General features: G+C 67.0%; 10 protein-coding genes. 3 read left to right on the plus strand and 7 right to left on the minus strand.

From position 1 onward, the window contains the following. The first annotated feature begins 39 nt into the window (after positions 1-39). From QU595_RS22065 to QU595_RS22075, 3 genes are read left to right on the plus strand one after another with little or no spacing between them, the layout of a single operon-like run. Positions 40-2121, plus strand: a complete 2082-nt coding sequence (locus QU595_RS22065) for a hydantoinase/oxoprolinase family protein (protein WP_315925957.1) — start codon at positions 40-42, stop codon at positions 2119-2121. Between the two features lie 16 nt (positions 2122-2137). Further along, positions 2138-3949: a hydantoinase B/oxoprolinase family protein gene (locus QU595_RS22070; protein WP_315925959.1), complete on the plus strand. Its 1812-nt coding sequence runs from the start codon at positions 2138-2140 to the stop codon at positions 3947-3949. Between the two features lie 57 nt (positions 3950-4006). Further along, complete coding sequence (locus tag QU595_RS22075; protein ID WP_315925961.1) at positions 4007-5311, plus strand: MFS transporter; 1305 nt, start codon at positions 4007-4009, stop codon at positions 5309-5311. A 130-nt stretch (positions 5312-5441) separates the two neighbouring features. Here the strand turns inward: QU595_RS22075 and QU595_RS22080 are convergent, their stop codons facing one another. From QU595_RS22080 to QU595_RS22110, 7 genes are all read right to left on the minus strand, one after another. Then, on the minus strand, positions 5442-5693 hold the full coding sequence (locus QU595_RS22080; RefSeq protein ID WP_315925963.1) for a DUF1344 domain-containing protein: 252 nt from the start codon (positions 5691-5693) through the stop codon (positions 5442-5444). A gap of 194 nt (positions 5694-5887) precedes the next feature. Then, positions 5888-8542 carry an ABC transporter permease gene (locus QU595_RS22085; protein ID WP_315925965.1) on the minus strand — a complete coding sequence of 885 codons (2655 nt, stop codon included), beginning with the start codon at positions 8540-8542 and terminating at the stop codon, positions 5888-5890. Beyond that, on the minus strand, positions 8539-9219 hold the full coding sequence (locus QU595_RS22090; protein WP_315925967.1) for an ABC transporter ATP-binding protein: 681 nt from the start codon (positions 9217-9219) through the stop codon (positions 8539-8541). The genes QU595_RS22085 and QU595_RS22090 overlap by 4 nt, the downstream gene beginning before the upstream one ends. Next, positions 9212-9874, minus strand: a complete 663-nt coding sequence (locus tag QU595_RS22095) for an ABC transporter ATP-binding protein (RefSeq protein ID WP_315925969.1) — start codon at positions 9872-9874, stop codon at positions 9212-9214. The genes QU595_RS22090 and QU595_RS22095 overlap by 8 nt, the downstream gene beginning before the upstream one ends. Before the next feature lie 12 nt (positions 9875-9886). Continuing rightward, positions 9887-10489 (minus strand): hypothetical protein, encoded by a 603-nt coding sequence (locus QU595_RS22100; RefSeq protein ID WP_315925971.1) that lies wholly within the window; start codon positions 10487-10489, stop codon positions 9887-9889. A 114-nt stretch (positions 10490-10603) separates the two neighbouring features. Continuing rightward, positions 10604-11980 (minus strand): ATP-binding protein, encoded by a 1377-nt coding sequence (locus QU595_RS22105; protein ID WP_315925972.1) that lies wholly within the window; start codon positions 11978-11980, stop codon positions 10604-10606. Further along, positions 11967-12644: a winged helix-turn-helix domain-containing protein gene (locus QU595_RS22110; RefSeq protein ID WP_315925974.1), complete on the minus strand. Its 678-nt coding sequence runs from the start codon at positions 12642-12644 to the stop codon at positions 11967-11969. The genes QU595_RS22105 and QU595_RS22110 overlap by 14 nt, the downstream gene beginning before the upstream one ends. Positions 12645-12843 lie beyond the last annotated feature (199 nt).

Genomic DNA, 12843 nt, shown 5'->3' on the forward strand with positions numbered 1-12843 from the left:
GCTCGCCGGCGCGCGCATCCGCATCAAGGGAGGAACATCATGGCTCGCATCGGCGTAGACGTCGGAGGAACGAATACCGACCTTGTTCTGGAATGCGTCAAAGGCGTGTTCTATCACAAGGTCCCCACCACCCTGAAGAACCAGTCCATCGGCGTGGTCGACGGGGTGAGGGAGATTTGCGGTCTGGCCGGCATCGGCACCGCGGACGTCGATCTCATCGTGCACGGCACGACCACCGCGACCAACATCACCATCGAGCACAACGGCGCCGAGACCGGCATGCTGACGACGCGCGGCTTCCGCGACATCCTGCATATCGGCCGGCACAAGCGCCCCTACAATTTCTCGCTGCACTTCACCGTGCCGTGGCAGAGCCAGCCGCTGGTCAAGCGGCGCAACCGCATCGCCATCTCGGAGCGCATTATGCCCCCGCATGGCGATGTCGAAACGGCGCTGGACGAAGACGAGGTGCGCGCCGCCATTCGGCTGTTCCAGAAGCGCGGCATCAATTCGATCGTTGTCGGCTTCATGTTCGCCTTCCTCAACGACGCGCATGAGCGCCGCGCCAAGGAGATCATCCTCGAGGAGATGCCCGACGCCTATGTGACGCTGTCGAGCGAGGTGGCCAATGTGATGCGCGAATATGAGCGCTTCTCGACGGCCGCGATGAACAGCTATGTCGGACCCAAGACCGCTTTTTACCTGCGCGACCTGGAATCCAGGCTGCGCGAGGCGGGCGTGTCGTCCAAGCTTCGCATCATGCAGTCCAACGGCGGCGTGTCGACGGTCGCGTCCTGCGTGGCGCGTCCTGTCCGCATCCTGATGTCCGGCCCTGCCGGCGGCGTCATCGGCGGCGCTTGCGAAGGCGAGATGGCGGGCGAGAAGAACATCATCACCGTGGATATCGGCGGCACCTCGGCCGACATCAGCACCATTCCCGGCGGCACCGTGAAGATCATGAACCCGCGCGACACCTATGTGTCCGGCCACCCGGTGCTGACCCCGATGATCGATCTCGTGACCATCGGCGCGGGCGGCGGCTCGGTCGCCTATATCGACGAGGCCGGCGCGTTCAACGTCGGCCCGCGCTCGGCCGGTTCGGAGCCCGGCCCGGCCTGCTACGCGCGCGGCGGCACGGAGCCGACCGTCACCGACGCGCAGATCGTGCTCGGCCGTCTCGACCCCGACCTCGTCCTCGGCGGCGACCTCAAGCTCGACCCGACGCTGTCGCACAGGGCCATCGAGGAGAAGATCGCCCAGCCGCTCGGCCTGTCGGTCAAGGAGGCCGCGCTCGGCATCCTCAAGATCATCAACTCCAACATGGCGCTCGCCATCCGCTCCAACTCGGTGGCGCGCGGCATCGATCCGCGCCAGTTCTCCATCCTGCCCTTCGGCGGGGCGGGACCGTTGCACGGGGTGGCGCTCGCCGAAGCGGTGCATGCCAGGGACGTGATCGTGCCGGTGGCGCCGGGCATCACCGCCGCCGTCGGGCTGCTCAAGACCGACCTGCAATACGAGCACACCGAGGCGGTGATCGTGGAGCTGAACGCGGCGAGCGACGGCCAGCTCGACCGCATCAACCGCACCGCCGCGTCGCTGCGCGAGCGGGTCGTCGCCGAGCTGGACGACGACGGCATTCCGCGCGAGCGCCAGCAGGTCGAGGTGGTGGCCGAGTGCCGCTATCACGGCCAGGGCTTCGAGTTGCGCGCCACCATGCCGGACGGGCCGCTGACCCAGGCCAACAAAGCGTCGGTCGTCGCCAGCTTCCACGACCAGCACCAGCTCGACTACGGCTACAGCTATCGCGACGCGGAGGTGGAGCTGATCACGCTGCGCGCCATCGGCAAGGCCGCCATCGACCGGCTGAGCGTGCCGAAGCTGAAGCCGACCGACGGCTCGAGCATCGACCGGGCGCTGAAATTCGTGCGGCCGACAACCTTCGACGACGGGCGCACGCTGGAGACGCCGCGCTACGACAAGTCGAAGCTCCTGGCGGGCGACAGGGTGCCGGGCCCGGCCATCGTCGTGCAGCACGATTCCACCACGCTCGTGCCGCCCGGCTACGTCGCCGAAGTGCTCGACTACGGCAACATGCGCGTTTGCGCCGCCGGCATCGCCTGATCAGGGAGGAATTCAGATGAACAGCATGGCAAAGGCCGTGGCGGTGAAGGAAGTACCCGCCGAGATCGATCCGATCACGCTTCAGGTGATCCGCGGCTCGTTCGAGACCATCGCCGAGGAGATGGCGCACGTGCTCTACCGCATGTCCTTCTCCTCCATCATCAGGGAGTCGGAGGATCTCGGCGCGGGCCTCTTCGACGTGGACTTCAACACGCTGTGCGAGTCCGAATCGACGCCGATGCATATCGGCTCGATCCCCGGCTATCTGCGCGGCATCCGGGAAACGCTGGAGGACGGCGAGTGGTACGAGGGCGACGTCGTCGTCCACAACCACCCCTATCACGGGTCGAGCCACACGCCCGATCTCGCCATCGTCGTGCCGGTGTTCTTCCAGGGGCGGCTCGTCGGCTTCGCCGGCAACACGGCGCATCATGTCGATATCGGCGCGGCGACGCCCGGCCTCATCATCGACGTGCCCGACGTGTTCGCCGAGGGCATGCTGTTCGCGGGCACGAAGCTCTACCGCAAGGGCGAGCCCAACAAGGCGATGTGGAATTTCATCCGCAACAACAGCCGCGCGGCCCAGCAACTCGTCAGCGACATCGAGGCGCAGGTCGCGTCCGCCCGGCTCGGCGCGAAACGCTTCGTGGAACTTATCGAGAAGTTCGGCGAGGAAACCGTGTTCCAGGCCGCGAACCAGCTCATGGACTATGCCGAGCGCATGATGCGCCAGCGCATCGCGGCGATCCCGGACGGCGAATATGCCGCCGAAGGCTGGCTCGACGACGACGGCCGCAACCGCGACCGGCGGCTCAAGGTCAAGGTCACCGTGCGGGTGCGGGGAGACGAGCTGGACGTGGACCTGACCGGCTCGGCCGACCAGACGCCCACCGCCTACAACGTGCCGTTCGAGGGTTCGACCAAGGTGGCCGCCTACGCCGCCTTCCGCAAGCTGCTGCTCGATGCCTACACTTCGGATGTGCGCGTTCCCTCGAACGAGGGTTCGTTCCGGCCGATCAACGTGATCGCGCCGCTGGGCTCGATCTTCAATCCCAGGCCGCCGGCCTCGGCCGAGGCGCGCTTCACCCAATGCAACCGCATGATCGACCTCATCATCCGCGCGCTGGCGCCGGTCATGCCGGATACGGTCATCGCCGGCAGCTCGGCCTCGATCTCCTTTGCCGCCTATTCCGGCGTGCGGCCGAGCGGCGACTACTGGGTGTTCCTGGAGGTCAACGAGGGCGCCTATGGCGGCCGGCCGCGTTCGGACGGTCCCGACAGCATCGACAATCTGATGGCCAACACGCGCAACAACCCGCTCGAAGACCTGGCCATGCACATCCCCATGATCTGCGACCGCTACGAGCTGCGTGACGATGTGCCTCCGGGCGCCGGCGAGTTCAGGGGCGGCCTCGGCGTCGTCAAGGCCCAGCGCGTGCTGGGCGACGGCTTCATTACGCATGAATCGGAGCGCCACAAGGATGCTCCCTGGGGCATCTTCGGCGGCACCGACGGCGCCGTCGGCCGCTGCCTCGTCTACAATTCCGACGCGCCCGGCGACATCCGCGAGATGCATTCCAAATTCTCGGGGCTCGCGGTCAAGGCCAACGACACCATGGCCTATTACAGCCCGAACGGCGGCGGCTACGGGTCGCCGCTGAAACGGCCTGCCCAGAAGGTGCTGGAGGACGTGCTGGACGGCTTCTATTCGCCCGACCACGCGCGCGAGGTCTACGGCGTCGTCGTCGATGTCGATCGTGAAACGGTCGATGTCGAGGCGACGGCCAGGCGGCGGGCGGCACTCGCAAAACCCCTTGGAACACCGTGACCGGGTCCCGGGCGTTCCGGAACGCGCCCTGATCCATGACAACAATGGGAGGAGAACATGATCGAGACGACCGAAAGCACCGCCGGCATGAGCGCGAAGGATGTGCGCTACGCGACCTGGGTGACCCTTTTCGCGTGGATCTTCGCGGTCTACGACTTCATCCTGTTCGGGACGCTGCTCCCGGAAATCGGCCGGCATGAAGGCTGGAGCACCGCGTTTCAGGCGGAACTCGCAACCTGGATCGCCGTTGGCACGGCGGTGATCGCCCTGCTGGTCGGGCCTGCGGTGGACCGCATGGGCCGCCGAAACGGAATAATCCTGACCGTCTCCGGCGCCGCCGTCTGCTCGGCCCTCACCGCGGTCGGCGGCGGCCTGGGCAGCCTGGTGCTGGTGCTCATCCGCTCGCTCGGCGGCTTCGGCTACGCCGAGCAGACGGTGAACGCCACCTATCTCAGCGAACTTTACGCTTCCGCGCCCGCCAGCGTGGCGCGCCGCCGGGGGTTCCTGTACAGCCTCGTTCAGGGAGGCTGGCCGATCGGCGCCCTGCTGGCTGCCGCTTTGACGGCAATCCTGCTGCCGCATATAGGCTGGCAAGGATGCTTCATTTTTGCAGCGCTCCCTTCGCTGGTCATCGTGGTCTTCGCGCGTAAGCTGAAGGAAAGCCCGCAATTCGTGGCGCATCGGCTCAAGCACGCCCAGGCCACGGCTCAAAACCGGGATCTGCACGGGCTGCGCGGAACGCTGCAGGGCCCGACGCGGCGGACGACGCTGGTTCTCGGAGCCGCTTTCCTGCTCAACTGGTTCGGCATCCAGGTGTTCAGCGTGCTCGGGACAACCGTGATCACCGACGTTCATCACGTTTCGTTCGAGAATTCGCTGGTCGTCCTGATCCTCTCCAACCTTGTCGGCTATATCGGGTATCTCGCCTTTGGCTTCCTCGGTGACCGCATCGGCCGGCGAAACGCGATTGCGCTGGGTTGGACCATATCCGGACTATTGTTCACCGCCATGCTCTACGCCCCGCACAGCCTCGGTCCGGTGATGGCTCTCTACAGCCTGGGTCTGTTCTTCCTCATCGGTCCCTACGCTGCGCTGCTCTTTTTCATCGGAGAGAGCTTTCCGACGACCATCCGGGCCACCGGGGGCGCGCTGGTTGCCGCGATGGGCCCGATCGGCGCCATTCTGGCCGGACTGGGCGCAACCTACCTGTTGAACTCGGGGGCGACGTGGCAGCTCGCGGCCTTCTATTTCGGGGCCGTCCCCTGCTTCGTGTCGGGCTTGCTTATTTGCGGCGCACCGAAGGCCAGCCCGCAGGATGTCCCGAGCCCGGAACTCGGAGACGTCAAGGAATCCCTGGCCTGAGGCGCCGAAGATTGCGGTCGCCGCAGGCGCGGAGCGTCGCCAGCCTTCGTCGATCGGGGCCGTACAGGCGAAGAGTGTTCGGCGGGCAATCGATCCGGTGGATCGATTGCCCGCGGGCGGGTGCCGGCGCCTACTTGGCTGCGCGAATGCTTGAAGCGACCATTTTGCCGGCCTTGCTCGTATAGACGACCTTGACCTTTTCGCCGACCTTCAGGGTTTCGGCCTCGATCCCCTCCGGCAGGGTGAAGGTCTTTCCGTCCGAAAGCGTGATCGAATCGTGGCTCTTGTCGATCGCTCTGACGGTGCCGGTCATTTCCTTGGCGAGGACAGCCGTCGTCGAGGCGGCCAGGATCAGTGCGACTGCGATGATCGGTCTCTTCATGGCTCGGATCTCCCGTTCGGTTGAATGGTCGCCCGCGGGGATGCTGGTGGCCGGCAACGCCCGGCTTCCCAGCCCGTCGGACGCCTCTCGCGCGGAGAGGCAGGCGCCAGCTTGGAGCGGCCTGTTTGCGGGCGCATTTCGGAAACCATACAAATGGGTAAGGTTGGCGATGCGGCCGACGTTCAGCCGAAGGGTCAGAAATCCCGCAAATATTCCGCGTCATGCCCGCGCGGGGGCCTTGCCGACAGGATTGCCGCGACGACCGCCGCCACCATCAGAAGCAGGACAATGCCAAGATAGAGCCATGGTATCGCCAGCGCTTCGGGCGGCGGGTCGAACACGCCGGTCAGCAGCTTCACAAGCATCCAGGCCATCGCAACCCCGGACAGCATCCCGAAAGCGACGCCGCCCGCGATGACCAGGAGCCCTTCGCTCCACAGAAAGGCCGACAGTTGCCGGCGGGTGGCGCCGATGGCGCTCAGAATGGCGAAGTTCCTGCGGCGCTCGATGATCCCCAGCGCCAGCATCAGGCCGCCTGCCGCAGCGGCCATCACCACGGCGGACACCAGCTCTATCGCGGTCAGGCCGGCAAGATCGACGGCCGTCAGGCTCGAACCGATCAGCTGGGCGGCCTGGCCAAGGTCCTTCACCTTCAGCGAGGGATCGAAGGTGAGGACGGACGAGGCCTGTCGGGCCAGCTTCGCCGGGTCGCCCTTGGCCCGCATCAGGATATATTCCGACGCCGCCGAGCCCGTCTTCTGGGCGATATAGCCGGCGTTGGCGACGAGGAACGAATCCTTCGGAGCGGTGGGAAACTCGCGCGCGACCCCGATGAACCTGAACGGGACCGGGTGATAGCGATGGTCCCGGACGTCCATCAGCCGCAGGTTGATCGTGTCGCCCTGCTGGAGCTGAAAATCCTGGACCGTCTCTTCCGAAACCAGCACGCCGTCCGGCGTCGCGGCCAGAGCGGCAAGCGTGGCCGCGGCGTCGCCGCCGCTGAAATAGGCATCCGAAAGGCTGGTCGCGCGCCCGATGCGCTGCGGATCGATGCCGTAGAGGTCCTGGAGGTCCGCGCCGACATAGGCGAAGCGATGCTGCATCGGTTCCGCCGCGGCCGTATCCGGCAAGGCACGCAGCGCCGCCAGATGCGCGCCGGCGGGCCTCTCCGGCATTCCGAACACGGTGACGTCGGCTCCGTTGGTGAGTTCCGCGTCGACGCGCGCCTGCGCGTTGTAGGTGGCGTTGAAGATCGCGGTCGAAACGGCGAACGAGATCGCCAGGGCGGTCATGGCGATGCCGGCGGTGAGCCGCCGGGCCTGCCTGGACAATGCCGCGGCCACGATCGGCGCGAGCGCGCCGCAGGCCGGCCTTACAAGGGACCGAAGAAGCCGGCCGTTGCGCGCGATGACGCCGTTCGACAGCCGCAGCCCCAGCAATGCCAGGCCAAGCCACAGCAGCGCCGGCGCGATGAACGCCTTGTAGTCCACGGCCGTCGCCGCGACGCCTTCCGGGGCCAGCACGATCTGGTATCCGCTGCTTGCCGACTGCCAGAAGAACAGGCCCGCCGCCGCAAGCAGCGCCACGTCCAGCCACAGCCGCTGCCAAAGCGGCGGACCGGCAGCGACGACCGTGCGCCGCGCCGCGCTGACCGTGCTGCGGCGCATGTCGCGCCAGGCCGGGTAGAGATAGGCGGCAAAGCCGGCGCCGAGCCCGGCGACGGCCACGAAAACCAGAACCGGGGCAGTCAGGCCCGGGATCATCACCAGTCCCGGCGCCAAAGGTCCCAACCACAACGCCGCCGCGATTCCCAGCGCCGTGCCGGCGGCGGCGGCGACGGCGGCCTCGGCGGCGGACAGGGTCAGGATCGTGCGGGGGGCAGCGCCGCGCACGCGCAGCAGCGCCTGCTCGACGCGGCGGCGCGCGCCGCCCGACGACGTCACGGCGAAGGTGAGAACCAGCGCCAGGCCGACGCCCGGCAGCCCAAGGAACAGGAACAGCACGGAGGCGTAGCGGGCATCCTCGCGCACCGCGCCAAGGCGGGAGCCCAGATTGTCCGCCACCATCGCCTGTCCCGCCACGCGCGCCTCCAGGTTCCTGGCAGCCCCGGTGACGAAGGCGAGGGCCGACACCGGGTCCGGCGGCAGGGCGTCGCGGGCGAGCCGAACGTGGAACTGCACGCGCGCGGTGTCGGGACGCGCTTTGCTCTGGAGATCGAAGGCCTGGCCCCAGTCGGCCTGCGGCAGCACGAGCACGTTGTCCGGCGGTGCCTGCGGCGCGGCCTGCGGCGGCACGCCGACGGCCTGGAACAGCGAATCCGCGTCCGGGAGATCGATCACGCCGGCAACCTTGACGGTCAGCGGCGGCTGGCCTGTCCGCTTGATCGTGACGTCGTCTCCCGGCGCGACATGCAGGTTGGCAGCGGTCTGTTGCGCGATGAGGACGCCCTTGCGATCGCCGGAAAGGAAGCGGGCTTCGAGTGGGAAATCGCCCAGATAGCCTTCGTCGAAGGCGATCACCTGCCCCGGTCCGGTCGTCTGGACCGTGCCGCCAGTGCTCGCCTCGAATCCGGCGACGTCTGCGTAGCGGGCCTGATGCACTGTCCGGATGAGGCTCGTCTGATCCAGCGTCTTTCGCACCGTTCCCTGATCCGCGCCCTGCGCGACCTGGACCTGCCAGTCGATGGGCACGGCCGAGACGGCGCGCGAAGTCATGGAGGCGCCCGCGCCGATCAGGAACAGCGCCAGCATGGCAAGGAGCGCCACGGTGAGCGCGATGCCCGCAGCCGAACCCGCGATGCGGGCGGACCGCCGGGTAAGGACGCCGCGAATCCATAGAACGAGCATCATGCCGCCGCCTTCATTCCACCGCTGGTCAGCCGGCCATGATCCATCGTCCAGCGCGTCGCCATCCGGGCGGCAACGGCTTCGTCATGCGTGGCCACGACCAGCGCCGTGCCGGTTCCTTCCAGATGTTCCAGCACGGTATCCAGGAAGAACTGCGCCGTGATGCCGTCCAGCTGTCCGGTCGGCTCGTCGGCCAGGACGAGGCCCGGCCGGAGAGCCAGGGCGCGCACCATGGCGACCCTTTGCGCCTGGCCGCCGGACAACTCTTCGGGGAGCTTGTCGGCAAGCTCGCCGAGACCAAAGCGGGCCAGCAGGTCGCGGCTGTAGCCGGGCGGGGTATCGGCCCCGGCCAGGATCGCCGGCAGATCGACGTTTTGCGCGGCGGTCAGGGCCGGGAACAGGCTGGGCGACTGAAACACCAGGCCGATCCGGCGCGGGCGAAGCTGCTCGACGGAGCCGAAGGCGGGCCATTCGATGTCTCCGCGCGTGGGACGATCCAGCCCGCCCAGAATATGCAGCAGGGTCGTCTTGCCCGAGCCGGAGGGGCCGACGAGGGCAATGCGCGCGCCTCGGCGAATCTCGCAGTCGACGTCGCGCAGCACGGCAACGTGCTCCTTGCCGCCCTTGCCGCATGGGAAGTCCCGGCCGATGTTCCTGCAGGCCGCCAGTATGTCAGTCATTCTCCACCCTTCCGTCGTGCAGCCGGATGATCCTGCCGGCTTTTCGCGCCAAGGCCGGGCTGTGGGTGGCGAGCAATGTCGTCAGGCCGGCGCGGCGTCTGGTTTCGAAATGATCGATCAGCCTCAGTTCCGTGTCGGCGTCGACCTCGGCGGTGGGTTCGTCGGCGATGAGGATCGGCGGGTTGGCGGCAAGGGCGACCGCAAGGCCGGCGCGCGCCGTTTCGCCGCCCGAGAGCTGCGTGGCGAAAGCATGCGCGCGATGCCGCAGCCCGACCAGTTCGACAAGCTGGCCGAGACGCGCGGCGTCGATTTTGTCGGTCAGGCTCATCTGGAGGCGGATGTTTTGCTCCACGTTCAGATGCGGGAACAGGTTGCCGGACTGGAGAAGGATGCCGAAGCTGGTCGCGCGCATGCGGGCCCGCGTTGCCTCGGATCGCCGCGTCAGCCGCTTGCCGTCCACCAGGACATGGCCGCCATCCGGCTCGTCCAACCCCGTCAGGCATGACAGCAGCGTCGACTTGCCGCTGCCGGAAGGCCCCATCAAGGCGACGAACTCGCCCGGCGACAGGCACAGGCTGACCCCGCGCAGGGCGAACGTCTCGTCCTCGCCCGTGTGGAAAAACCGATAGAGCTCGTGCGCGACAAGCAGGGACATGCAAGGCCCGCCTCAGTTCCAGCGGAACGACTTCGACATCAATTGCCACTGGTCGACATTGTCCGCGCCCTTCGGGGCATAGAGTTCGAGCGTGGCCAGCTTTCCGTCCTTGAAATAGAGGTAACGCTCGTTCTCGAGCCGAACCTGTTTGCTGGTCACCGCGTTCGGCTCCGAGTTCGACGTGTAGACGATGCGGATCGCCTGGCCGGCGGGCAGCTTGACCGCCTTGACGGATGTCACCGTCACCGCCCGTTCGGCGGTCTTGAGATTCGCCAGCTCGTTTGCCTTGACGCTTTCCACGGTCGGCGCCGAAGCCGCCTTCGAGACCGAGATGACCACGCCGTCCAGCTTGTCGACGAAGCTCGCGCCGTCGGCCCGGTCGGAACGACCCCAGCCCTCCGGAACCTTCATCGTGAAGCCCTGCGGGGAGGTATAGTCGATGAAGACCTGCGTATCCGGTATGTCGCCGGGAGGATTCTTTTCCGCCGGCACGGCCTTCTCGGCGGCACAGGCCGGCGAACTGCCGGCGAATGTCAAGGCCGGGCCGAGGCAGGCGCACCAAAGCAAGACGGTCGCGAGTGCCATGCGGGGCGTATGGGCGAGAAAGCATTCCATTGCCGCGATCCTTCCCTGTGAAGAGGGCCGCAATGGTAGAATCGCCAGTTTACGGGCAATTCGCCGGAAGCATACGGATCGGTAAGTTCGCGCCGCGACGCCGGGCGCGGCGCGTCATGCGCCGCCTGTCTTCAGGCACGGGAACGCGACGACGACCGCGAGCCCCGGTTTTCTGTCCTCCAGCCGGATCGTCGCGCCGTGCAGGTCGGTGACGGCGCGCACGAGACTGAGGCCAAGCCCGCTGCCGGGCGTGGTGCGGGTCTTGTCGAGCCGATAGAGCCTGCGGAAAACCTTGTCGTGCTCGGCTTCGGGAATGCCGGGTCCGTTGTCGGCGACGGTCGCGACGACCCGATCGCCGTCCCGTCTCACCGACACTTCGATCGCGGTGCCGGGGGGGCAGTGGCGAAGGGCATTCTCCACCAGGTTGGCGAACATCTGCGTCAGCAATTCGCGGTCGCCATGGACCAGCCCGCCGGGACCCTGCAACGTCTTGCGCGCCGAGAGCGACATCCCGGCATCCTCCGCGACATCGGCGTAGACCTCTGCGATCGTGTCGATCAGCGGGTCCAGATCGAGGTCGGCGAAACGTGACTTGCGCGCGCCCGCTTCGATCTGGGCGATGCGCAGCAAGGCCTCGAAGGTCTGGTTGATCTGCCGGCTTTCGGCGCGGGCCTCGGCGATCTCGCGTGATATGTCATCGCCTGAGGCAGCCCTTTCGCCGGCCGCCTCGAGGGTCATCTGAAGGCGGCTCAGCGGGGTCTTCAGGTCATGCGCGATGTCGCTCGAAACCTGCCGCATGCCCTCCACCAACGCCGCCAATCTCCCGAGCGCGGCATTGACCTGTGCCGAAACGCCGTCGATGTCGTCGCCGTTGCCGATCAGGGGAATGCGCGCGCCGAGCTGGCCCTGCGAGACGTCGCTCATCGTCCGCGCGATCGCGTCCAGCCGGCGCTGTACGCGGGCGGCCAGCAGCGCGCCGCCCGTCACCGCGAGGCAGGCGACGATGACGGTCGCCCAGCCGAAGCCGTTGAACATGATGTCTTCCAGCGCCTCGGTCTGGGACGTGCTGAGCGCCACCGTCAGCCTGTTGGCGCCGACCTTGCCGGAATAGGCCCTGTAGCTCGTCCCCGCCGGCACGCCGGGCGTCCGCCCGTCGATGACGGAAAAGCCGTCCGGCAGGCCGCCCATCGTCAGGTTTCCCGCCAGATGCGCGCCGTTCGCGTCGGTCAGCGAGAACAGTTGCTCCCTGCCCGACGCGAGGCGTGCGTGGCTGTCGACGGTGGCGACGAGATCTTCCAGATCGCCGCCGGCATAGGTGGCCGAGATCACCGAAAACGTTTCGCGGGCAGAGGCGTTGAGGCGGTCCGACAAATCGGCGCGCATCAACTGGTAGACGATCAGGCCGGACAGGACGAAGGCGAGCACGACGACCAGAGCGAAGCTCAAGGCCAGCCGGAAGGGCGTGCTGCGCCACAGGTCAAGCTGGCGCATGCAGGCTGTAGCCGATGTTGCGCACGGTATGGAGCAGCGGCGTTTCGAAGGGCTTGTCGATCTTCGTCCGCAGCCGGCTGATATGCGTTTCGACGACGCTGGTCTTGGGGTCGAAATTGAAATCCCAGACCTGTTCCAGCAGCATCGTGCGGGTGATGACCCGCCCCTCGCCCTCCATCAGCACTTCGAGCAGCCTGAATTCACGCGGCTGAAGCTCGATCGTGCAGCCCTGCCGCGTCACCCGGCGCCGGATCAGGTCCATTTCGAGGTCGGCGACGCGCAGCGTGCCTTTCTGCTCCTGCGCGGGCGGTCTGCGGCCGAGCGCGTTGATGCGGGCGAGCAGTTCGGAAAACGCGAAGGGCTTGACCAGATAGTCGTCGCCGCCGGCCTCCAGCCCCTCCACCCGGTCGTCGATACCGCCGACCGAGGTGAGGAAAAGGACCGGCGCCTTCACGCCGGCCGCGCGTGCGGCCTTGACCATCGAGAGGCCATCCAGTCCCGGGATCATGCGGTCGGCGACGATCACGTCGTAGCTGTCGCGCGTCGCGGCGAACAGCCCGTCGCGGCCGTCGGCAAGGCAGTCGCAAAGATGCCCGGCCTCGGTCAGGCCGCGGACGATGTAGTCGGCGGTCTTCCGATCGTCCTCAATGATGAGTAGCCGCATAGCCGCTCCGTCCGCTGACAGGCCTCTTCTATGACGCAGCCGCGAAACTACCACCGCTGCGGCCGGTTTGGGAGTTGCGCGTGGCGTGAAAAACGAATCCGAACATGTCCATGAGCAAATAATAAGGATAGAGTGAGCCGACGATGCTCGTTTGCCGAAAATCGGCGGCGTATCGGCATTGTCCGCAGAAAAGCCATTG

It is taken from the genome of Mesorhizobium sp. SP-1A (assembly GCF_032460275.1).
In the GTDB taxonomy this organism is placed as follows: domain Bacteria; phylum Pseudomonadota; class Alphaproteobacteria; order Rhizobiales; family Rhizobiaceae; genus Mesorhizobium.